The organism is Planomonospora alba (assembly GCF_039534085.1).
Lineage (GTDB): Bacteria > Actinomycetota > Actinomycetes > Streptosporangiales > Streptosporangiaceae > Planomonospora_B > Planomonospora_B alba.
The window spans coordinates 1-21,672 of the sequence record NZ_BAAAUT010000022.1; the positions used below are offsets into that span (position 1 = coordinate 1).

Here is a 21,672-nt window from a genome sequence, read left to right on the forward strand (position 1 = left end):
CCCGCGAGCACGACCAGTGGACGTTCAACGCGTTCATCCACGACATCACCGACCGGCGCCGGGCCGAGCGGGCACTGCGCGAGGCGTACGAGGCCGAGCAGGCCACCGTGGCCCGGCTGCGGGAGCTGGACCGGGAGCGCAACGACTTCGTCGCCGGCGTCTCCCACGAGCTGCGCACCCCGCTGACCACGATCATCGGCTATCTGGAGATCCTCACCGGCGAGGAGGTCGGGCCGCTGGCCCCCGCGCAGCTCCGGATGCTGGACGCCGTGACCCGCAACGCGGCCCGGCTCCAGCACCTGGTCGAGGACCTGCTGGCCGTCAACACCACGGACACCGGGAAGCTGACCGTGGAGCCGGCCGAGGTGGCGGTGCGCGAGGTCGTCGACGAGGCGGTGCGCCTCGGCCTCGCCGAGGCCCGCTCCGCCGGGCACGCCGTCGACGTGCGCGTGGACCCCGGCGTGGACCGCGTCACCGCCGACCGCGGCCTGCTGGTGCGGGCGGTGGGCGCGCTGCTGTCGAACGCCGTGAAGTTCTCCCCCGCCGGCGCCCCGGTCGCCGTGCACGCCTCCGCCGGCGGGGAGGCCGCGGACGGCCGAGGCGCCGGGGATGCCGGGGGCGCCGGGGGCACCGAGGATGCCGGGGGCACCGGGGGCACCGTGTCGATCGCGGTCACCGACACCGGGGCCGGCATCGCCCCCGACGAGCTGCCGCAGGTCTTCGAGCGCTTCTACCGCACGCGGTTCGCCGCCGAGCGCGCCATCCAGGGCATCGGGCTGGGCCTGTCCCTCGCCAGGACGATCGCCCAGGCCCACGGCGGCGCCCTGACCGCCGCCAGCACACCGGGCGAGGGCTCCACCTTCACCCTCACCCTGCCCGTCGCCGGGCCCGCCCCGCCGACCGCCCCGGGACCCTCCGGTGATCCCGGGGCGGCGCGGGCCGTACCGGGCGGCGGGGCGCCCGGGGACCGTGAGGCGCCGCCCGCCGGGCCCGTCAGCGCCTGACGGCGCGCAGGACGACGAACTTCGGGTCGCTCGCGACGACCTCGCAGCCGCCGAAGATCCGGCGGAGTTTCACGTGGTATCCGAGGTGCCGGTTGCCGATGACCCACAGCTCGCCCCCGCGGCGCAGCGCGGCCCGCGACCCGGTGAACATGCGCCAGGCCGTCGCGTCGCTCGTGCCCCGGTGGCTGTGGAACGGCGGGTTGTTCAGCACCAGGTCCACCGACCCGGCCGGAAAGCCCGCCATCCCGTCGCCGACCCGGAACTCCGCCCCGCCGGACGCCCTCCCCTGCCCGGCGTTCTCCCGGTAGGTGGCCCGCGCCGAGGCCACCGCCTGGTAGGACTCGTCGACGAAGACCACCTCGGCCTCGGGGGCGGCCAGCGCCACGGCCGTGCCGACCACCCCGTTGCCGCAGCCCAGGTCGACCACGCGCCGCGCACCCCGTACGGCGGGCAGGTGGCGCAGGAAGAACCGGGTGCCGATGTCGAGGCGGTCGGCGCAGAAGACGCCCGCGTGGTTGACGACGGTCCGGCCCGAGACCGCCCCGACGCCGTCGGGCAGCGTGTAGCCGCGCGGCCAGGGGCTGGGGGTGCGGGCGAGATCCGGGTCGGGCGAGCAGAGGACGAGGCGCGCCTTCTTCACCGCCAGCGAGGTCCTGGTCGGGCCGATGATCCGCTCGAACAGCCGGAGCGTCGAGGTGTGGATCTCGGTGACCATCCCCGTGCCGACGACGAGGGTGCCGGCGTGCACGCCGGGGGCCAGGCGGTGCAGCTGGTCCTCCAGGAGGCCGAGGCTCTTGGGCACCCGGACGAGCAGCACGTCGATCCGGTCCGGCGGCGCGTCCTGGGTCGACAGCAGCCGCACCGCGTCCGCGCCGATCCCGTTGCGCGCCAGGTTGGCGCGGGTCGCCTCCTGGGTGAGGAAGGAGTCGGTGATCTGGATGGGACGGTGCCCGGCGAGCGCGGTGACCAGGGCCCCCCACCGGTCGCCCGAGACGACCACGGTGCCCGACAGGTCCGCGGGTCCGCCGTCGGTCCCGGCGAGGTGCCGCAGGAGGTATTCGTCGGCGGCGTCCCAGGCGCGGAACGGGTCGCGGGGGTCGTCGGGGAAGCGGGTGAGGTCGTACTCCCCCTGCGGCGTCGTCAGGCGGTTCACCGGCCCCAGGCTAGCCGAGGCCCGCGCCCGGCCGGGCACCGCGAGGGGCGGGAGGGCGGTGCCCGGCCAGGGGTTCAGGGTGCGTCCGCGGCGCTCACTTCCTGCGGACGGTCAGCAGGGCCCGGTAGGCGGGCTTGGGGACCAGGTTCTCGTCCATGACGCAGGCCGCGCCCTCGCCCTCGAACCAGCCGGGGACCCAGGAGTGCCGGTCGGTGTAGCCCCAGACGGTGAACTCGACGCAGCGCCGGTTCTCCACGCAGGTGGTCAGCATGCGCGTGTAGTAGTCGGCCTGGGTGGCGAGTTTCTCCGGGGTGGCCGGCATGACCATGCGCACGTCGGCCTCGGTGATCGCGGCCTCCAGGCCGAGGTCGGTGAAGCGCCGCATGACGTTCGCGAAGTCGCCCGGGTAGTCGTACTGGATGCCGAGGTGGCCCTGGAAGCCGATGCCGTGGATCGGCACCCGCTTGGCCTTCAGGTCCTTGACGATCTCCAGGGTCTTGTCGATCTTCTTGGTGTCCCACTCCAGGTTGTAGTCGTTGATGTACAGCTTGGCGTGGGGGTCGGCCTGGTGCGCCCAGCGGAAGGCGTCGGCGATGTAGCCGGGGCCGAGGTGGGTGAGCCAGATGCTCTCGCGCAGGTTGCCCGAGTCGTCGACCACCTCGTTGACCACGTCCCAGGCGCGGATCTTGCCGCGGTACCGGCCGACCTCGGTCATGATGTGCTTGCGCAGGATGGAGCGGAGCTCCGCGGCGCCGATGCTGCCGTCGTTCACGCCCTCGGTGAGCCAGGCGGGCAGCTGGTTGTGCCAGACGAGGGTGTGCCCGCGGATCTTCTGGCGGTGGCGCAGCGCGTTGCGGACCACCGCGTCGGCCGCCTCCCAGGCGTAGACGCCGCGCTCGGGCTCGACCGACTCCCACTTCATCGCGTTCTCGGCGGTGACGTGGGTGAACTCGCGGTTGAGCACCTTGCGGTAGTCGGCCTCGTCGGCGAGGGCGGTGGGGTCGACGGCCGAGCCGATGTGCACGCCGATCCTGCGCGCCAGGTCGCGCAGGTCGTCCGGGGTCCGGTCGGCGTGGGCGGGCAGGGGTACGGCCAACGCGAACGCGGCGGCCACCAGTCCCAGCAGGAGACGTTTCATGGATGCCTCACTTGTGCTGTCGATGGCAACCCTCAGCCCCCGAAGTCACGACGCGGCCCGTCGAAACTTTCAGAAGATTACCGAGATGTTTCGTGACACGAAACGTAGAGGCAATGAAGGCATGGAGTCAACGTCCCGAAAGCTTTCGCACAGCCGGGGCGGCCGAGCAGGGCGGACAGGGCCCCGTCCCCGGCTCCACCGCCGGCAGGCCCCGCCGGCACCGCTCCGGCCCCCTCGGCCGGACGCCTCCGGGCGCGCGGGGGCGACCGTACGGCGTCGCCCCGGGACAGGCCGGGGCGACGCCGTCAGAGCAGGGCGCCGACGTGGGCCAGGGCCTGCTTCAGCAGCACGTCGTGCCCGCCGGACATCTCCTGCAGCACCGACGGCGAGGCCGCCTCCTGCGGGGTGAACCAGGCGAAGTCGAGGGCGTCCTGGCGGGGACGGCAGTCGCCCGCGACCGGGACGACGTAGGCGAGCGAGACCGCGTGCTGGCGGGGGTCGTGGTAGGGGGTGACGCCCTTCGTCGGGAAGTACTCGGCGACGGTGAACGGCTGCGGGGAGGCCGGGACCCGGGGCAGCGCCACCGGGCCGAGGTCCTTCTCCAGGTGGCGCAGGAGCGCGTCGCGGACCCGCTCGTGGTGGAGCACCCGGCCGGACACGAGCGCGCGGCTGACCGTGCCGTCCGCCCCGATGCGCAGGAGCAGGCCGACGTGCGTGACCGCTCCGCTGTCGTCGACCCGCACCGGCACGGCCTCGACGTAGAGGATCGGCATCCGGGCGCGGGTGAGCTCCAGCTCCTCGGGGGAGAGCCAGCCGGGCGTGGTTTCGGTCATTTCGGCCACTCGCCGATCCTACTCGGTGCCCGCCGGGGGCACACGGCCGCGTCCGGATGATCCGGATGAAAGAGGAATGGCCGGGAGCGCACGGAATGCGCTCCCGGCCCCGTTCGCAGGACGGAGACCGTCCTGATGCGGATCACCTCCGGGCGCGGAGGGCCTGGACCGCGGCGAGGATCGCCTTCCTGTGGTAGGCGTTGGTGGGCATGGTGGCGCCGTGGGCGTGGCGGATGACGCCCTGGGAGTCGATGAGGACGCTGCCCGACTGCTGCAGCGAGCCGAAGACCTTCCTGCTCAGGCCGATCATCTCGTGCGGGGTGCCGTGGCGGCCGGTGAGGACGGGGAACGGGATCCCGCGCTCGGCCTTCCACGCGGCCGCCGTCCGGCGGTCCTCGGGAACCGCGACGAACACCCGGAGGTCGTCGGCGGCGAACTCGTCGCGGTGCCGGACGAGGTCCTGGACGTGCCGGTTGCAGACCGGGCACGACGTCGACCGCATGAAGTAGACGAGCACGGCGTGGCGGCCTCGGTGGTCGGACAGGCGGACGGCCCGGCCGTCGGTGTCCTCCAGAACGACGTCGGGCGCGGGTGATCCGGTTTCAAGCATGGTGGGGCTCCACTTCGACTCGGGTTGCGGGAACGTTGCGGGGACACGGCCCGCTCGGGTCAGGCGCCGGTGGTTCCGGCCCCGTGCGGGCCGCCGGCGTCGCTCAGCCCGCCCAGGCTCCGCCGCAGCCTGCTGCGGGCCCGGTGCAGCTGGGACTTCATCGCGGCGTCGCTCAGCCCGAGCCTCTCCGCGACCACCCGCCCCGGGTGGCCCAGCACATCCCGCATGATCAGCACCCTGCGCTGGACGTCCGGCAGTTCCTTGATCGCCTGTGCGACGAGATCGGCCTCCAGCCGCCGGATGACCTCCTCCTCGGCCGAGGTCGCCGGGTCGGCGCCGGTCTCGCCGTAGCCGTCATGGCGGTCGAGCAGCAGCCGGGCCCGGCGCAGGCACTCGTTCCGGACGATCCGGAACATCCATGACGCCAGCGCCCCGGTGGCGCGCAGTGAACCGATCTTCCGGTAGAGGATGATCAGCGCTTCCTGCGCGGCGTCCTCGGCATCCTGCGGTGAGGCGCAGAGGTGCTCCGCGAAGCGCCGCACGTGGGAGTGGGCGCCCTGGACCACCGCCGCGATCGACTCCCGGTCACCGGCCTGCGCGGCCTCGATGAGCCGCGTGCTCGCCCAGGCGCGGTCAGTCACGTCCGCACCCCCGCCACCGGAACGGGGCCGTGGACGGTGCCGGCCGACCGGCCGGCGTCACGACGTCGCTCATCCGCATCTCCTTTCCCAGCGTGACCGTCACCCCATAAGAGGCCCGCACGCCGCGAAAGGATTCACCCCCTCGGGACCGGCCCCGCCGGGCGTCACCGCGGCAGCACCAGCGCGGCGGCGCCGAGCAGGCCGGCGTCCCGGCCGAGGCTGGTCGCCGCCACCCGCAGGCGCCGCAGGAAGCCCAGGCCGGCGTTGCGGGCGACCGCCTGCCCGAGGGGGTCCAGCAGGACCGGCCCGGCGGCGGCGACGCCTCCCCCGACCACGACGTGGTCGAGGTCGAGCAGGGCCGCGGCGGTGAGCACGGCGGTGGCCAGCGCGTCGGCGGCACGCCGGAAGGCGAGCTCGGCGACCGCGACGCCGGCGTGCGCGTCCAGGGCGAGGGCCCGGGCGTCCCGGCCCGTCCAGCCGTTCGCCCGGGCCCAGCGGACCATGCTCGGCCCGCTGGCGACGGTCTCCACGCATCCGGCCGCCCCGCACGGGCACGGCTCGCCGTCCGGGTCGGCGGTGATGTGGCCGATGTGCCCGGCGTTGCCGGTCGGGCCGAGGTACGGCGCGCCGTCGAGGACGAAGCCGCCGCCGACCCCGGTGGAGACGACCATGCCGAGCACGGCCCCGGACGGCCCGCGCTCCGGCAGCCCCTTCCACCACTCGCCCAGCGCCATGCACTGGGCGTCGCCCGCCAGCCGTACCGGGCGGCCGGGGAGCAGTCCGCCGAGCGCGTCCACCAGCGGGAAGCCGCGCCAGGCGGGGATGTTGACCGGGCTGACCGTGCCGGCGACCGGGTCGAGCGGCCCGGCCGACCCGATGCCGACACCCTCCAGGCGGGCCGCGGGCACCCGGGCGGTGACGCGGCCGACCACCTCCAGCAGCGTCTCCTCGGGACGGGCCCGGTGCCGCAGCGGGATCTCGGCGCGCGCCGCGATCGCCCCGTCGGCGTCCACCGCGGCGGCGGCGAACTTCGTGCCGCCGATGTCCACGGCCAGGACGGTCACGGCCGGGCCTCCCCCGCGCGGCGGGCCGGACCGGCGGGCGGGACGGGGCGCGGGCGGCCGGCCGTACCGGCGGCGCGGGACCTGGGCACGGTGTCCTCCTGGAGGTCGGAATGATCGCTTAACCGAGTAAGCGAGCTCGACGGTAGGACCTTATGACAACGATGTCAACGGCGGTGGCTCCCTCGTGGCCCGCGGGGCCGGGCGGGCGGGCCGGGCCCGGTCCGCCCGCGAAGATCTCCGCTCGCAGGCCGTTCGATTGGATCGAACGCGGTCATGTATGAGATAAGCACTCTGACGCGGACAGGCCCTGCGGACCGGCCGCACCGGGCGGCCATCCGCCCGGTGCGGCCGGGACCCGCCACCGGGCGCCGGCCGTACCGGGCACCGCACCGGTCCCGCGGCACCGGTGACCTGAGATCATTGACGGGCACGGACCATCCGCGGGGGACCGGACCGGCGGGCGGGACGGGTCCCGCGCGTCCGTCCCGCGACAAGGAAGCGACGATGACCCTGAACACGACCGACCCGAGCGGGTTCGCCGAGCTGGAGCTCCGGCCCGAACTGCTGGACGCGCTGTCCGGCCTCGGCTACGAGGAGCCCACCCCCATCCAGCGCGAGGCGATCCCGCCCCTCCTGGAGGGACGCGACCTGCTCGGCCAGGCCGCCACCGGCACGGGCAAGACGGCCGCGTTCGCGCTCCCGGTGCTGCAGCGGATGGCCCCGGACGGCGCGGACGGCGGACCCCGCGCCCTGGTCCTGGTGCCGACGCGGGAGCTGGCCATGCAGGTCTCGGAGGCGTTCCACCACTACGGCCGGGGCCTGGACACCCGCGTCCTGCCGATCTACGGCGGGCAGCCGATCGGGCGGCAGCTGCGGGCGCTCGAACGCGGCGTCGACGTCGTGGTCGCGACGCCCGGCCGCGCCCTCGACCACATCCGTCGCGGGACGCTCCACCTGGGCGGCCTGGAGACGGTCGTCATGGACGAGGCCGACGAGATGCTCGACATGGGCTTCGCCGAGGACATCGAGGCCATCCTCCAGGAGACGCCCGACGACCGCCAGACGGTGCTGTTCTCGGCGACGATGCCGCCGCGCATCAACGGGATCGTCCGCCGCCACCTGAACGACCCGGTCCGCATCGAGATCCGGCGCCCGGCCGCGGCTCCCGGTGAGGCCCCGCTGGTGCGGCAGGTCGCCTACGTGGTCCCCCGCACGTACAAGCCCGCGGCCCTGGGCCGCGTGCTGGACGTGGAGGCGCCCGAGGCCGCCATCGTCTTCTGCCGCACCCGCGACGAGGTCGACCAGCTCACCGAGACCCTGAACGGCCGGGGCTACCGCGCCGAGGCGCTGCACGGCGGCATGGGCCAGGAGCAGCGCGACCGGGTGATGGGGCGGCTGCGCGCCGGCACCGCGGACCTGCTCGTCGCGACCGACGTGGCCGCGCGCGGCCTCGACATCGAGCAGCTCACCCACGTGGTGAACTACGACGTCCCCTCCGCGCCCGAGTCCTACGTGCACCGGATCGGCCGGGTCGGCCGGGCGGGCCGCGAGGGCGTCGCCGTCACCCTGGCCGAGCCGCGCGAGCACCGGATGCTCAAGGCCATCGAGCGGGTGACCGGCCAGCGCATCCCGGTGGAGAAGATCCCGACCGTCGCCGACCTGCGCGCCCGGAGGCTGGAGCTGACCCGCGCCGCGCTCCAGGAGAGCCTGCTCACCGACGACCTCGAGCGCTTCCGCGTCGTCGTCGAGACGCTCACCGACGAGTTCGACGTCATGGAGGTGGCGCTCGCCGCGGTGAAGCTGGCGCACGAGGCCACCGGGGGCGGCGAGGAGGCCGAGGAGGACATCCCCGAGGTCTCGGTCGCGGCCAGGCCGGACCGGCGGGGCCGCGCCGAGGGCGGCAGGCGCGACGAGGGCGGCCGCCGTGACGAGCGGCGCGACCGCGGACCGGCGGGCGGCATGACGCGCCTGTTCGTCGGGGTGGGCCGGGCGGCCGGCGTCCGGCCGCAGGACCTGGTCGGCGCGATCACCGGGGAGTCGCGGCTCAGCGGGCGCGACATCGGGGCCATCGAGATCGCCGACCGGTTCTCGCTCGTGGAGGTCCCCGCGCCGGCGGCCGACGAGGTGATCGCGGCCCTGCGCACGACCACGATCAAGGGCCGCAGGGCCACGGTCCGCCGGGAGCGCCGCCCCGGGCGCTGACGGCGCCCGCGGACCGCCCCGGGGTGCCCTCCGGAGGGCACCCCGGGTCTGCCGCCGGGCCGGCCCCATCTGTGACTTGGCTCACTACTCCGAAAAAAATGTGCATGGTGTGAAATTTCTTCCCGGGCCCGGTCGTTGAACCGCCCGGCGTCCCCCGCAGAGCTCCGGAGCAGCACCGGGCGCCGCATGCCGTCCCTGTCAGAGACCCGAGGAAGAATGACCGCCACCAGCTCACCGCCCGAGTCCGCCTCCGCACCCCCGCCGACCTCCCGCAAGAAGGTTCTGCAGGCCCTGTCCGGCCTGATGGTGGGGATGTTCGTGTCCATCCTCGCCTCGACGGTCGTGGCCAACGCCCTGCCGCGCATCATCACCGACCTGAACGGCACCCAGACCGTCTACACCTGGATCGTCACCTCCGAGCTGCTGGCCATGACGGCCACCGTGCCGCTCTGGGGCAAGATGGCCGACCTCTACAGCAAGAAACTGCTGATCCAGTTCTCCCTGGTGCTGTTCGTGGTGGGCTCGCTGATCGCGGGACTCACCCCGAACGTGGAGATCCTGATCGTCAGCCGCGTGGTGCAGGGCGTCGGCGCGGGCGGCATGACCGCGCTGTCCATGGTCGTGATGGCGGCCATGATCCCGCCGCGCGAGCTCGGCCGCTACGCCGGCGTCTTCGGCGCCGTGTTCGGCGTCGGCACCGTGGCCGGGCCGCTCATCGGCGGCGTGCTCGTCGACACCTCCTGGCTCGGCTGGCGCTGGTGCTTCCTGATCGGCGTGCCGTTCACGATCCTGTCCATCGTCCTGCTCCAGCGCACGCTCGACCTCCCGGTGGAGCGCAAGGAGGTCAAGGTCGACTACCTGGGCGCCTTCCTGATCACGCTGGGCGTCTCCACGATCCTGGTGTGGTCGTCGCTGGCGGGCAACCAGTTCGAGTGGGCCTCCTGGTGGACGGCGGGCCTCGTCGGCGGCGGCCTGGTCGTGCTGGCGCTGGCGCTCTGGGTGGAGTCCCGGGCCGCCGAGCCGATCATCCCGCTCTACCTGTTCAAGAACCGCACGGTCACCCTGGCGACCGTGGCCAGCGTGCTGGTCGGCGTGGCGATGTTCGGCGGCACGGTGTTCCTGTCGCAGTACTTCCAGATCGCGCTCGGCAAGTCCCCGACGATCGCGGGCCTGATGAGCCTGCCGATGGTCTTCGGCCTGCTGGTCTCCTCCACCATCGCCGGGCAGCTCATCACCAAGTGGGGCCGGTGGAAGGGCTTCCTGGTGGCCGGCGGCGTCGTCATGCTCGCCGGGATGGGCCTGCTGTCCACGATCCACGGCCAGACCCCCACGCCGCTGCTCCTGGCCTACATGGCGGTGCTCGGCGTCGGCGTCGGCATGCTCATGCAGAACCTCGTGCTCGCCGCACAGAACGACGTGCCCGCGCACGACCTGGGCGTCACCACCTCGGCGCTGACCTTCTTCCGGAGCATGGGCGGCGCGGTCGGCGTCAGCGCCCTCGGCGCGGTGCTCGCCAACCGGATCACCGCGCTGATGACGGAGAAGCTCGGCCCGCTGGCCGCGGGCGCCCCGGCCGCTTCGGGCGGGGACGCCCACGCCGTCCCGGACATCTCCGAGCTGCCCGCGCCGGTCGTCGCCGTCATCCAGGACGTGTACGCCACGGCCACCGCCGAGCTGTTCCTCATCGGCGTGCCGCTGACCGCGCTCGCGCTGGTGGCGGTGCTGTTCATCAAGGAGAAGCCGCTCAACACGCTCTCCGGCGAGGAGCGGCTGGCGCAGGAGCGCGCGGCCGCCCACTGACGGCGATCCCGCCGGCGGCGCTCCACCGGTGACCCGGCGGCGTTCCGCCGACCGGCGGGGCGCACGCTCGTCCCACCCGGAAGGGCGGCCGCACCGCGGCCGCCCTTTCCCGTCCGGGGGCACCCGCGCCGCACCGGGGAGTCCACGACCGTCACCCCGCTCCGGCCGTGAGCGGAGGCACAGTGGGATCATGACTCCACGACGGATCTACCACGGAACGGGTCCCGGGCCGATCACCCCGGACGGCTGCGCGGTCGACTACTACGCCACCCTCACCGCGGGCGACGAGCCCGGGATCATCCACTCCGCCGTCCCGGCCGGGGCGAGCATCCTCGAGCTCGGCGCCGGCGCCGGGCGCATCACCCGCCCGCTGCTCGCGCTCGGGCACGAGGTCGTCGCCGTCGACGAGTCGCCCGAGATGCTCGCCCACATCACCGGCGCCGAGACGGTCTGCTCCCCCATCCAGACCCTGGCGCTGCCCCGGACCTTCGACGTGGTGCTGCTGATGTCGTTCGTCGTCGAGACCGCCGACGACGACCTGCGCGCCGGGTTCCTGCGCACCTGCCGCGCGCACGTCGCCGACGGCGGCTGCGTCATCCTCCAGCGCAAGCCGCCGGAGTGGTACGACGCCGTCCGGCCGTTCGAGCGGCGGGCCGGCGACGGCCGGACCGTCCGGATGACCGGCATCAGCCGTCCCGGCCCCGGCCTGCTGGAGGCCACCATGGTGTACACCGTCGGTGAGCGGCGCTGGACCCACACCTTCGTCAGCCGCCGCCTCGACGACGACTACCTGGAGCGGAGCCTCGGCGAGGCGGGCCTGACCGTCGCCGGGTTCCTGGACGACGAGCGCGGGTGGGTGCGCGCCGTACCGCGCTGAGCCGGTGACGGCGGGCGGTCCCTAGTGGTGCCCGCCGCGGCCGCCGTGACCCCCTCGCCCGTCGTCGTCATCGTCGTCCGCACCGCCGACGCCGCCGACCCCGCTGACGTCGTCGTCCTTGTCGCGGTCGTGGCGGCCGTGGCGCCCGTGGCGGCCGTCGTCGTCATCATCGTCGTCGTCGCCGAAGTCGACGTCGGCGACGTCGTCGTCCTTGTCGCGGTCGTGGCGGCCGCCGCGGCCGTCACGACCGTCGTGGTCGTGGTCGCCGTGGTCGTGGTCGCCGTCCTGGAAGGACAGCCAGGTCCGCATGTCGGTGATCTGGAACTGCTGCACGTCGTTCACCGTGGACGCGGCCACCCGGAGCTCGGGGTGGACGGCACGGGTCGCGGCCTCCAGGAACGTCACGATGCCCCAGACGTGGTGCGGGATCATCCACCGGACGAACTCGACGTCGAACCGGCGGCCCGCGGGGGTCTCCCGCAGCTCGTCGAGCATCTCCTCCAGGTGCTCCTCCGCCTCCGCGATCTCCTGGCGGAGCTCGCGGGGCAGGCTCCGGACGGCCTGCTCCGGGGTGAGCCCGTACCACTCGCGCAGCCAGCGGACGAGCTGCTGGACCTGGAAGCCCTGGAAGGCGACGATGTTCTCGGCGTGCGTGCGGATCCGCGGGTCGACGCCGCGCTGGACCTCCAGCCGGGACATCTCCACCCCGGCGCGGTGGTGCGGGATCATCTGCGCCAGGGCCGCGATCTCCAGTTCCTCGCCCTCCAGCTCGGCCAGGCTCTCCCCGAACTCGTAGGCCACCGTCGGGGTCGGGAACGGCTGCAGGCCGGAGCCGTGGTCGCCGTGCCGGTGCCGGGGCGCCGCGGCGACGCCGGGTGCCGCGGCGACGTTGGGCGCGGTCCACATGACCGCGCCGGGGTTGCCGGACGAGGTGCTCCAGGCGATCGTGACGGGGACGCCGACCGCCCCGACGGCGACGGCCGTGGCGATGGCGACGTTGCGGCGCAGCGGGGTCAGGCGAGCACGCAGGGGAGTCAGGCGCACACGGAAAGGAGTCAAGCGCATGTGAACGGGTACCTCTTCTGAAGTCTCTGGACGGGTGGTGGCAGGCAGGCCGCGGGCCCGTCCCGGTGTCGCGCGCCTCGCGCCGCCACGGCGGCGCGAGGCGCCCGGCACTGTGCGGAGACAGGAGACACCGGGAGAGCCCATCGATGACGGCGGCGACTCCCGGAGCGGAGATGGCCTCGACCGTCGCCGTGCTCCGCGCCCCGGGCCCGGGTGGCCGGTCGAGCCGTCCGGGGCCGCGCGCGACCGGTACGGCCGGACGCGCACCCGCCGGTGATCGCGCGTCCCCGCATACCGTTCGCCCTCGTCCGCCTGCCGAGCGGCCGGGCGTCGCACCGTCACGCATGATCGTCGTGCAACCGCGTTCCGCACTCAAGCGCGACACGGGGCCACAGGGGCAGCTGACGGAGCCATGACGCGACCGCGGTCGAGGGCGGTTCCGGGGGGCCACGGGAGCGTAAAAGGCAGGGCACCGGATGGGCCTTCCGCCCTCCTCCGGCGCGCCCGGGAACCACCCCGGCCCGGCGCCGTGCGCGCCGCCGTCCCGTTCACCGCCCTCACCGCCGTCGCCGCCGTCGCCGCCGGCCGCGGGAGCGCCGGGCCCGCCGCCTTCCCGGGTGCCGAGAGGGAGCCCGGCGGGTGACGGCCGGTAAGCCGGTTCTCACCTTCAGGCCAGGGTTCCGGAGGATCCCGCAGGTCGCGGGCCGTTTCCGAGGGAGGGCCCGTCCCGGCGGCCCTTCCGGCGGGTGGAACGCGTTTTCCGCGCCCGAACTGGCCGCGGGCGGCCGTCCCGCGGGCCCGGGCGGCGGCCGGTACGGCCCGGGCGGTTTCCGGTCCGCCAGGTTTCCTCCGTAGATCCGTGGTTATCGATTCGTGACCGAAGGATCGAAGAGAAAGGAACGACATGATCACTCAGGATCAGGTCCGCACCGTTCTCGACCAGGACGTGTACGACATCAACGGCGAGAAGATCGGCGAGGTCAAGCACGTCTACCTCGACGACGCCACCGGGCGGCCCACGTGGCTGTGCGTCAGGAGCGGCCTGCTCGGCATGCGGGAGCGCTTCGTCCCGACCCAGGCCGCCGACGTGGTCGCCGACCACGTCGAGGTCGGCTACGCCAAGGAGCGGGTCAAGGACGCCCCCGGCGTCGACCTCGGCCCCGACGGCCACCTGCCGCCCGAGGAGGAGCGGGAGCTGTACCGCTACTACGACCTGGACTGGGAGACCTCCTGGCGGCAGGCCAACCGGCCCGGCGGGGACGGCTGGGCGCACACCGGGGGCGAGCGCGAGCGCGAGCGGCTGGGCCGTACCGACGCCGGGCTGCCGGGACACACGGCCGGTACGGCCGGCGCGGACGGCACCGCGTGGCCGGCCGGCGCGGACGGCACCGGGCGGCCGGGCCACGCCGACGACGCGATGACCCGCTCCGAGGAGCAGCTGGCCGTCGGCACCGAGGAGCACGAGGCCGGCCGGGCCCGGCTGCACAAGTACGTGGTCACCGAGGAGCGGCGGGTCGACGTGCCGGTCACCCGTGAGGAGGTGCGCGTCGAGCGGGAGCCGATCACCGACGCCAACCGGGAGGCGGCCCTGTCCGGCCCCGACCTCCGCGAAAGTGAGCACGAGGTCACCCTGCACGAGGAGCGCCCGGTGGTGGACAAGCGCACCGTGCCGGTCGAGCGGGTGCGCCTCGACAAGCAGCGGGTCGCCGACGAGGAGACCGTCTCCGGGCAGGTCCGCAAGGAGCGCATCGACGTCGAGGGCGACGTCGACGGCTCCGGCCGCACCTTCTGACCTCCCCGCCCCGGGACACGTCCCGCCGGTCCACCGGACCGGCGGGACGTCCGCTTTCCGTGCTCCCCTCCGGGCCGTTCGACCGGGGGTCGCCCGGGTAGGCGACGGACGGTACCCGTATGGAAAGAGGTTGAGCATGACGGTCGAGAACCTGTGGAACTACCGCCCGGACGTCTACGGCGGCGAGCGGTCGCTGGACCTCATCGGCTTCGAGGTGGAGACCCCGGACGGGAAGGTCGGCGTGGTCGAGGAGGAGAGCACCATGGCCGACGACAGCTACATCGTCGTGGACGCGGGCCCGTGGATCTTCGAGCGGAAGCTGGTGATCCCGGCGGGCGTCGTCACCCGGATCGACCCCGGGGAGCGCAAGGTCTACGTCGCGCGCACCAAGGAGGAGATCAAGGCCTCCCCGGAGCCCGACCTCACCGGCGACTCCACCGGGCCCGGCCTCCACCGGCGGCTGAGCGACTACTACGCGGGCCTTCCGGGGTCCTGAGGCGGGAGCGGAGCGGCGCGGACAGCCGTCCGACGCCCTCGTCGGAGATCCCGGCCAGCGCGGCGAGCGCCTCGCGCACGGTGGAGCGCTGGGCCAGGGCGGTCTTCTCGACGGGGTCGTCCGCCCCGGCCTTCGCCACGGCGTAGAGCCTGCCCGCGTGCGAGGTGCGCAGCCGCCCGTCCCGGACGAGGGACGCGAGTGCCGCCAGCGCGACGCGCCGACGGCCGCCGGTGCGGGCGCGCCGCTGCCCGTCACCGGGGTCTCCGTGGCCCTGCCGTACGGCGGGCGGGCCGGCGCCGGCCGGATCCAGGCCGGCACCTCGCGGCCGGCGGCCTTCCACGGCCGCCCCTCCGCGGTCGTGGAAGGTCGGCGCGCAGGTCGTGTCCGACCCGCTGGACTTCGACCTCGCCCCCCCGCTCCGGCCTCACCGTGACGATCCACCTGGCCGACGGCCAGGCCTCCGACGCCATCACCTCGCACCCCGGCTCCCGGACCACCTCCCACCTGCTGGCCGGTGACCACGTCGAAGCGGAGGAACTGCCCGGGGCCACCCCCACCGGCCACTGGTACTTCCTCAGCGGCGTCGAGGTGCTCTCCAGGGGCACCACCGCCGCGGCCGTCATCCTGGGCGACTCACTGACCGACGGCCGGGGCTCCACCGCCAACGGCAACGACCGCCGGCCCGACCGGCTGGCCGACCGGCTGCACGCCCAGCGCCCCACGGCCGGCGTCGCGGTCCCGAACCAGGCGGCCGGCGGCAACCGGGTGCTCGACGACGGTCTCGGACCCGACGTCCTGGCCCGGCTGGACCGCGACGTGCTGGCGCAGCGCGGGGCCGAGTGGCTGGTCGTCTTCGAGGGCGTCAACGACATCGGCACGGCCGAGGCCGCCGCCGCCCAGGAGCGGGTCGCGGCCGACCTGACCGCGGCCTACGACCAGATCGTCGTCCGGGCCCACGCGCAGGGCATCCGCGTGTACGGCGCGGCGCTGACGGCCTTCGGCGGCGACACCGCCTACGACGACCCCGAGGGGCACCGCGAGGCGGCCCGGCAGAGGGTCAACGCGTGGATCCGCACCGGCGGACGCTTCGACGGCGTGATCGGCTTCGACCGGGTGACGCGCGACCCGGCCGACCCGCGGCGGCTCCTGCCGGCGTTCGACACCGGCGATCACCTGCACCTGAACCCGGCGGGCTACCGGGCGATGGCCGACGCCGTCCCGGCCCGCCTGTTCCGGTAGGGAGGGCGGGCGTCACGGAGCGGTCAGGGTGGCCAGCGCGCGCTCCGGCTCCCAGTGGGCGCGCAGGGAGGTGATCGCCCCCGCATCGTCGACGGTGTAGACGATCACGCAGTCGACCGTCATGGTCGCGCCGCCTTCCAGCGTCATGGCGATGGAGGCGACGTTGGCGCAGCACGGGCCGTTGGCGAAGGAGTCCGTGACCCGGAAGCGGCACGCGCGCACCGAGGCGATGTGCGCGTCCCAGAACGCGGCGATCCCGCCGCGTCCGGCGTGCCCCTTCCCCTCGGGGTCCAGCATCGACGGCCCGACGGGGTCCTCGACGAGGGCGTCCGGGGCGAACAGCCCGAGCCAGTCCTCCCTGCGGCCGGCGGCGACCGCGGCCATGGACGCCCGGGCCGCCCGGCGCGCGGGGTGGTCGCCGTCCGGCGCCTCCCAGGCGACGGCCGCGAAATCACTCATACCAAAAACTGTAACGTGTTACCGTCCGCCATCAAGGGTTCACCTCCGCCATCACGGTCTCGGCGAAGCGCTCCAGCTTCTCGATCTTCCTGCTCAGCGGCTCGGTGTCCGGCCCTTTGACGTACGGCGCGCGGAAGCCGACGATCAGGTCGGTGACGCCCTTGTCGGCCAGCCGCTTGACCCCGTCCGCGGTGTACGCGCCGGGGGAGATCGCGTGGATCTCGAAGGGCCGGTCGGCGGTCCCCTCCTCGGCGCGCAGGGCGGCCAGCCTGGCCAGCAGCGCGTCCAGCTCCTCCGTGCCGCCCCCGCCGTGCATCCAGCCGTCGCCGAGGCGGGCCGCCCGGCGCAGCGCCGCCTCGCTGTGCCCGCCGACCAGGATGGGGATCGGCTCGGTGGGGGCCGGGGTCATCTTCACCGGCGGCAGGTCGTAGAACTCGCCGTGGTACTCGAAGTAGCCGCCGCCGGTCAGCCCCCGGATGACCGCGATGGCCTCGTCCATCCGCCTGCCGCGCCGCCGCCACGGGACCCCCATCACCGCGAAGTCCTCGGGCCACGGGCTGAGCCCGACCCCGAGGGCCAGCCGGTTGCCGGTCAGGCAGGCGACCGAGCCCGCCTGCTTGGCCACCAGGACCGGCGGGCGGACGGCCAGCTTGAGCACGAACGGCGTGAACCTGATCGTCGAGGTCACGGCGCCCATGGCCGCGATCAGGACGAACGTCTCGATGAAGCTCTTGTCCTCCAGGAACTCCCGGCCGCCGTCCGCGGTGTACGGGTACCTGGCGTCGGACTCCCTCGGGTAGACCAGGGAGTCGGCCACGCTGACGCTCGCATATCCCGCGGCCTCCGCGGCCCTGGCCAGCGGGAGATGGTACGACGGGTCGGTCATGGCCTCGGCATAGGTGAACCGCATGAACCGAAAGCATAATAGAACGCGTTTCAATTAAAAACGCCCGACCGGTGGAGCCCCCCGGCCCCTTCCGGTCCCGCTCCGCCGGACCCGCCCCCGCGGGTCCCGCCGTACGGGAGACTGGAGGGGTGAGTACCGAGACCGGCCGCCCCGATCCGCCCGTGACCAGTCCCTCCATCGTCCTGCTGACGCTGGCGCGCCGGATCGAGACCGAACTCAACACCGCCCTCGCGCCGCTGGACCTCACGGTCGGCAGGCTCGGCCTGCTCGGCCACATCGCCGGCGTGCCGGGGGTGTCGTTCAGCGATCTGGCCCGGATGTCCGGGATCACGGTCCAGAGCGTGCACACCGCGGTGAAGGCGCTCGCCGCCGCCGGGCTGGTGCGCGACCGCACGGCCCGGGCCGGGTCCGCCTCGACGATCGAGATCACGCCCGAGGGCGACCGCCTCCTGCGGGCGGCGAGGGAGGCGGTCGCCGCGGTCGACGACCTGCTGTTCGGGCCGGACGCGGACCCGATCCAGCGGCGGATCGCCCAGACCGTCCGCACCGCGTTCCCGGGCGGCGGCACGCCCTGACCCCGCTTCGGCGCCGCGGCACCGCCTCCCCCACCCCGACATTCAGACTGGCTGAAGCTTCACGTAGGCTTCAGGCAATCTGAAGATCGGAAGGAGAGTCCATGGACCACGTGCTGCTCTCGGTGCACGTCCTGGCGAGCATCGTGTTCGTCGGAGGCTCGGCCGTCGCGGCGAGCCTGTTCCCCCGCTACGCGCCGGTCGCCGCCGCCGTCCCCGCCGGGCCTGCGGGCCCGGGCGCGCCCGCCGACGCCCCGCCGCCGGAGCCGGGCGAGCGGAACCGGGCCGTGGCCGCCGCGCTGCACCGCATCACCGGCGGTTACGCCGCCTTCGGCCTCATCGTCCCCCTGGCCGGACTCGCCCTGGCCACCGTCCAGGGCCGGATGGGCGAGATCTGGATCACCGTCTCCATGATCCTCACCGCCACGGCGGGCGCCGTGCTGGCCACGCAGATCCACCCGCGTCAGCGCGAGGCGCTCAACGTCCCCGACGACGGCCGGCGGCTGCGCACGCTCTCCATGCTCGCCGGTGTCTACAACCTGCTGTGGGCGGCCGTCGCCGTCCTCATGATCGTCCGGCCCGGCTCCGGGGCGGCGGCGTGACCCCCCTGCGCGTCCTGCGGATCGCGGCCGGCCTGGAGGCCGCCTCCCTGGCGGTCCTGCTCGCCAACCTGCTCACCGTCCACTCCGAGGCGATCACGACGCCCACCGGCCCCGTGCACGGCATGTCCTACCTCGTCGTCATCGCCACCGCCTCGATGGCCCCCTCCGCCGCGCCGTCCGGCACCCGGTGGCGCGCCTTCGTCCCGGGAGTCGGCGGGCTGCTCGCCCTGCGGCACCTGCGGGCTCACTCCCCGCAGCCCGCCCGCGCCGCCCAGGAGGGATGACGCGCCGGACGCCCGCGGGGCCGCCCGTCCTCCGCGGCGGCGCCGGGCGCCGGTCCGCGGGCGTCCGCGGTGCCTTCCCCGCCCCGCGAAGCCTCCCGGTCCCGCCCGGGGCCGGCGGATCCGGCCGTCGCGGGGTCGGCGCCTCGCAGGGACGGCGCCTCGCAGGGACGGCGCCTCAGAAGAGCGTCGGCGGTTCGGCCGGGACCGGCTCGGGCAGCGGCTCGACCTCGGGCAGCACGGCCCGCACCTCGTCGTGGAAGCGGCGGGCGAGCACGAGCGCCTCGGCGTTGTCGGGGGTGTGGACGAACACGGTCGGCGAGCGGCCCTCGCGCAGCCACTCGGCGACCGTGCCGACCCAGTGCCGCCACCCCTCGACCGTGCGGGCCGTGTCGTCCCGGCCGAGGTAGCGCACGATCGGGCGGTCGGTGAGCGCGCGCGTCCGGAGCGGCAGCCGCGGCTTCTTCGTCCAGGCGTCCCGCTCGGCGTCGCTGGTCGGAGGGCTCCGGAACAGCGTGGTGGTGTCGAACGGGACCCACTCGGCACCGGCGCCGGACAGGACGCGTTCGAGGAGGCTCCCGGCCCGGGCGTCCTCGAAGAAGGCACGGTGGCGCACCTCGACGGCGTACCGGTGGGCGGCGGGCAGCCCGCGCAGGAACGCCGCCAGGACCCCCAGGTCGGCCGGCCCGAACGACCCCGGCAGTTGCACCCACAGGGCGTGTGCCCGCGGGCCGAGCGGCTCGATCGCCTCCAGGAAGGCGCGGAGCTCCTCGCCGGCGCCGGTGAGGCGGTGCCCGTGCGTGATCTGCCTGGGCAGTTTGACCACGAGCCGGAAGTCGGGAGCGGTCTGCCGCGCCCACGACTCCACCGCGCCCCTCGCCGGCGTCGCGTAGAACGTCGTGTTGCCCTCGACCGCGTTGCACCAGCTCGCGTAGGCCCGCAGGCGCTCGTCCTGAGGGAGCGGGTGGGGCAGGAGGCGTCCCTGCCATGGCTTGTGCGTCCACATCGCGCATCCCACATGAAGCCGCATGGCTCCGACGCTACCGAAGGACCGCCGGGCTCCGCCGACCGGCGGTCGCGTCACCGCGCCCCGGCCCGCGCCGGTCGCTGCGCCCCGCCGGACCCGGCCCCGGCCGCTCCGGCACGGCGCAGCGGGACCCGCCGTCCCGCACCGCCCACGACGGAGGCCCCACCCGGGGGCGGGGCCTCCGCTCCGGATCACCGGAGACGTCTCACGGCCGGATCACCAGAGCCAGCCGCCGGTGCCGGTGTTGATGTTGTAGTTGGCGGCGCCGTACGGGCCGGACACCGTCTGGTTGGCGTTGTAGAAGGCGCCGTTGCCGCCCCAGCCGCCCCCGTAGCCGCCCCAGCCGCCGTAACCGCCCCCGTAGCCGCAGGCGCCCCAGCCGCAGCCGTTGCCGCCGCCCGCCATGGCGACGGACGGGACCGACAGGATCAGCGCGGCCGCGGTGACGCCCGTGGACGCGATGCGCATCAGTGTCTTGCTCATGGGATGTGCTCTCCTTCCGTTCACCGGCCCTCACGGGCCGGAACCGCGGTCGATGCCCGGCCCCACCTCGACCGTCTCCCGAGCAGGTGGAACCGCGACCAAGTCGCTGATACCCGACCACTCTCCCCACAAACACACAGAGTAACCATTACTTCACTTATAGTAACGATCAGTGTGTGGCGACCACTGTCCGGAAAACGGGGAAATCCCGCCATCGCGGGAGGCCGCCGGAGGCCGCACACCCCCGGCGGACGGCAGGCGCACCCGTACCGGTACGCCGCCGCCGGGAGCCCTCCCGGCGGCGGGCCCTCGCTCCTCCCCGCCGGGTTGAATCGGATAAACCGGGGCAAACAACACCACGATGGCCGTCCAGCAGGAAGGACCCGAGCCGTGACGGGATCCGCTCTGTCGCCCTTGGAGGGTGATGCTCCCTGACGTCAGCCGCTGGCTGCGCACCCGCACCAGCCGGACCGCCGACTGGCCGCCCGACGCGGTGCTCGCCGCCAAGCGGGATCACAGGATCAGCGTGATCCTTCCCGCACGCGACGAGGAGCCCACGGTCGGGCAGATCGTCGGCCGGATCCGGCGGGACCTGCAGGAGCGCCTGCCCCTGGTGGACGAACTCGTCGTGGTCGACTCGCGCTCGCACGACGCGACCGCGCGGGTGGCCGCGGCCGCGGGCGCGCATGTCGTCGACCAGGACGGCATGCTGCGCGGGTACGGCGCCATGACGGGCAAGGGCGAGGCGCTGTGGAAGGGACTGGCCGCCACCACCGGCGACCTGGTCGTGTTCGTCGACGCGGACCTGCGCGACTTCGATCCGCACTTCGTCACCGGGCTGCTCGGGCCGCTGCTGGCCGACCCCTCGCTGGCCTACGTCAAAGGCTGCTACGACCGGCCGCTCGCCGACGGCCCGACGACGCGGCCGCACAGCGGGGGAAGGGTGACCGAACTGGTCGCCCGCCCGTTGATCAACCTGTACTGGCCCGAGCTGGCCGGCTTCGTCCAGCCGCTGGCCGGTGAGTACGCCGGCCGGCGCGCCGTACTGGAGCGGGTCCCGTTCGTCACCGGCTACGGCGTCGAACTCGGCCTGCTCGTCGACCTGCTCCACCTGGCGGGCCTGACCGCCCTCGCCCAGGTCGACCTCGGGGTGCGGGTCCACTCCCACCAGCCGACCGACGCGCTGGGCCGCATGGCCGGTCACATCATGCTCACCGCCTGGTCGCGGCTGCAGCGGGAGGGGCGGCTGGTCTCCGCGGACCGGCCGGGGGAGCTGATGGTGCAGTTCCACCGCGCCGGGCACGTCTGGCGGCCGCGGGAGAGCAGGGTGGACGTGCACGAGCGCCCGCCGCTGATCACGATCCCGGAGTACACCGCGGGCTCCCTGCCGGTGCCGCAGCGGGGATCCCGCTGAGGTCCCGGACGCT

Annotated in this window: 23 protein-coding genes; 11 read left to right on the forward strand and 12 right to left on the reverse strand. The window is 74.2% G+C overall.

Annotation, left to right across the window (positions count from 1 at the left end):
* The coding region (locus tag ABD823_RS14885; RefSeq protein ID WP_344859864.1) for a sensor histidine kinase at positions 1–1,004 on the forward strand (1,004 nt) is incomplete at its 5' end.
* Here ABD823_RS14885 and ABD823_RS14890 read toward each other — a convergent pair.
* The 6 genes from ABD823_RS14890 to ABD823_RS14915 all read right to left on the reverse strand — a co-directional run bounded on the left by ABD823_RS14890 (position 994) and on the right by ABD823_RS14915 (position 6,443).
* A complete protein-coding gene (locus ABD823_RS14890; protein ID WP_344859866.1) occupies positions 994–2,157 on the reverse strand; it encodes a methyltransferase in 1,164 nt (387 codons plus the stop codon). The genes ABD823_RS14885 and ABD823_RS14890 overlap by 11 nt on opposite strands.
* A 94-nt stretch (positions 2,158–2,251) precedes the next feature.
* Entirely contained in the window at positions 2,252–3,295 is a 1,044-nt protein-coding gene (locus ABD823_RS14895) for an endo-1,4-beta-xylanase (protein WP_344859869.1), read from the reverse strand.
* Between the two features lie 305 nt (positions 3,296–3,600).
* Positions 3,601–4,128 carry an NUDIX hydrolase family protein gene (locus ABD823_RS14900; RefSeq protein WP_425566616.1) on the reverse strand — a complete coding sequence of 176 codons (528 nt, stop codon included), beginning with the start codon at positions 4,126–4,128 and terminating at the stop codon, positions 3,601–3,603.
* A gap of 142 nt (positions 4,129–4,270) precedes the next feature.
* Positions 4,271–4,738 (reverse strand): peroxiredoxin family protein, encoded by a 468-nt coding sequence (locus tag ABD823_RS14905; protein WP_344859873.1) that lies wholly within the window; start codon positions 4,736–4,738, stop codon positions 4,271–4,273.
* A 59-nt stretch (positions 4,739–4,797) separates the two neighbouring features.
* A complete protein-coding gene (locus ABD823_RS14910) occupies positions 4,798–5,379 on the reverse strand; it encodes an RNA polymerase sigma factor (protein ID WP_344859875.1) in 582 nt (193 codons plus the stop codon).
* Between the two features lie 164 nt (positions 5,380–5,543).
* Positions 5,544–6,443 carry an ROK family protein gene (locus ABD823_RS14915; protein ID WP_344859877.1) on the reverse strand — a complete coding sequence of 300 codons (900 nt, stop codon included), beginning with the start codon at positions 6,441–6,443 and terminating at the stop codon, positions 5,544–5,546.
* A 504-nt stretch (positions 6,444–6,947) separates the two neighbouring features.
* On the opposite strand from ABD823_RS14915, the gene ABD823_RS14920 reads away from it, so the two are divergent.
* The 3 genes from ABD823_RS14920 to ABD823_RS14930 all read left to right on the forward strand — a co-directional run bounded on the left by ABD823_RS14920 (position 6,948) and on the right by ABD823_RS14930 (position 11,322).
* Entirely contained in the window at positions 6,948–8,645 is a 1,698-nt protein-coding gene (locus ABD823_RS14920; protein WP_344859879.1) for a DEAD/DEAH box helicase, read from the forward strand.
* Positions 8,646–8,861: 216 nt separating this feature from the next.
* Positions 8,862–10,445: an MDR family MFS transporter gene (locus ABD823_RS14925; protein WP_344859881.1), complete on the forward strand. Its 1,584-nt coding sequence runs from the start codon at positions 8,862–8,864 to the stop codon at positions 10,443–10,445.
* A 190-nt stretch (positions 10,446–10,635) separates the two neighbouring features.
* On the forward strand, positions 10,636–11,322 hold the full coding sequence (locus ABD823_RS14930) for a class I SAM-dependent methyltransferase (RefSeq protein WP_344859883.1): 687 nt from the start codon (positions 10,636–10,638) through the stop codon (positions 11,320–11,322).
* Positions 11,323–11,343: 21 nt separating this feature from the next.
* On the opposite strand, the gene ABD823_RS14935 is transcribed toward ABD823_RS14930, so the two are convergent.
* Positions 11,344–12,366, reverse strand: coding sequence for a DUF305 domain-containing protein (locus ABD823_RS14935; protein WP_344859885.1), 1,023 nt, complete (start codon positions 12,364–12,366; stop codon positions 11,344–11,346).
* 925 nt (positions 12,367–13,291) lie between these two features.
* Between ABD823_RS14935 and ABD823_RS14940 the strand changes: the two genes are divergently transcribed.
* Positions 13,292–14,179 carry a DUF2382 domain-containing protein gene (locus tag ABD823_RS14940; RefSeq protein ID WP_344859887.1) on the forward strand — a complete coding sequence of 296 codons (888 nt, stop codon included), beginning with the start codon at positions 13,292–13,294 and terminating at the stop codon, positions 14,177–14,179.
* Between the two features lie 136 nt (positions 14,180–14,315).
* Positions 14,316–14,675: a PRC-barrel domain-containing protein gene (locus ABD823_RS14945; RefSeq protein ID WP_344859889.1), complete on the forward strand. Its 360-nt coding sequence runs from the start codon at positions 14,316–14,318 to the stop codon at positions 14,673–14,675.
* Here ABD823_RS14945 and ABD823_RS14950 read toward each other — a convergent pair.
* Positions 14,602–15,015 (reverse strand): hypothetical protein, encoded by a 414-nt coding sequence (locus ABD823_RS14950; RefSeq protein ID WP_344859891.1) that lies wholly within the window; start codon positions 15,013–15,015, stop codon positions 14,602–14,604. The two genes, ABD823_RS14945 and ABD823_RS14950, sit on opposite strands and share 74 nt — an antisense overlap.
* An 89-nt stretch (positions 15,016–15,104) precedes the next feature.
* Between ABD823_RS14950 and ABD823_RS14955 the strand changes: the two genes are divergently transcribed.
* Positions 15,105–15,914: an SGNH/GDSL hydrolase family protein gene (locus tag ABD823_RS14955; RefSeq protein WP_344859893.1), complete on the forward strand. Its 810-nt coding sequence runs from the start codon at positions 15,105–15,107 to the stop codon at positions 15,912–15,914.
* A gap of 12 nt (positions 15,915–15,926) precedes the next feature.
* Here ABD823_RS14955 and ABD823_RS14960 read toward each other — a convergent pair whose 3' ends face one another.
* Entirely contained in the window at positions 15,927–16,373 is a 447-nt protein-coding gene (locus ABD823_RS14960) for a nuclear transport factor 2 family protein (RefSeq protein ID WP_344859895.1), read from the reverse strand.
* A gap of 31 nt (positions 16,374–16,404) precedes the next feature.
* On the reverse strand, positions 16,405–17,283 hold the full coding sequence (locus ABD823_RS14965; RefSeq protein WP_344859897.1) for a TIGR03619 family F420-dependent LLM class oxidoreductase: 879 nt from the start codon (positions 17,281–17,283) through the stop codon (positions 16,405–16,407).
* A 125-nt stretch (positions 17,284–17,408) separates the two neighbouring features.
* Here ABD823_RS14965 and ABD823_RS14970 point away from each other — a divergent pair, with 125 nt between their 5' ends.
* The 3 genes from ABD823_RS14970 (at position 17,409) to ABD823_RS14980 (ending at position 18,738) form a co-directional block, all read left to right on the forward strand.
* Positions 17,409–17,855: a MarR family winged helix-turn-helix transcriptional regulator gene (locus tag ABD823_RS14970; RefSeq protein WP_344859899.1), complete on the forward strand. Its 447-nt coding sequence runs from the start codon at positions 17,409–17,411 to the stop codon at positions 17,853–17,855.
* A gap of 101 nt (positions 17,856–17,956) precedes the next feature.
* Positions 17,957–18,454, forward strand: a complete 498-nt coding sequence (locus ABD823_RS14975; protein ID WP_344859900.1) for a hypothetical protein — start codon at positions 17,957–17,959, stop codon at positions 18,452–18,454.
* Positions 18,451–18,738 carry a hypothetical protein gene (locus tag ABD823_RS14980; RefSeq protein ID WP_344859902.1) on the forward strand — a complete coding sequence of 96 codons (288 nt, stop codon included), beginning with the start codon at positions 18,451–18,453 and terminating at the stop codon, positions 18,736–18,738. Before ABD823_RS14975 ends, ABD823_RS14980 begins: the two co-directional genes overlap by 4 nt.
* A 175-nt stretch (positions 18,739–18,913) precedes the next feature.
* Here the strand turns inward: ABD823_RS14980 and ABD823_RS14985 are convergent, their stop codons facing one another.
* Both ABD823_RS14985 and ABD823_RS14990 read right to left on the reverse strand, forming a co-directional pair.
* Entirely contained in the window at positions 18,914–19,765 is an 852-nt protein-coding gene (locus ABD823_RS14985; RefSeq protein ID WP_344859903.1) for a DUF72 domain-containing protein, read from the reverse strand.
* A 213-nt stretch (positions 19,766–19,978) separates the two neighbouring features.
* On the reverse strand, positions 19,979–20,245 hold the full coding sequence (locus ABD823_RS14990) for a hypothetical protein (RefSeq protein WP_344859905.1): 267 nt from the start codon (positions 20,243–20,245) through the stop codon (positions 19,979–19,981).
* A gap of 424 nt (positions 20,246–20,669) precedes the next feature.
* Here ABD823_RS14990 and ABD823_RS14995 point away from each other — a divergent pair, with 424 nt between their 5' ends.
* Positions 20,670–21,659: a glucosyl-3-phosphoglycerate synthase gene (locus ABD823_RS14995; RefSeq protein ID WP_344859907.1), complete on the forward strand. Its 990-nt coding sequence runs from the start codon at positions 20,670–20,672 to the stop codon at positions 21,657–21,659.
* The last annotated feature ends 13 nt before the right edge of the window (positions 21,660–21,672 follow it).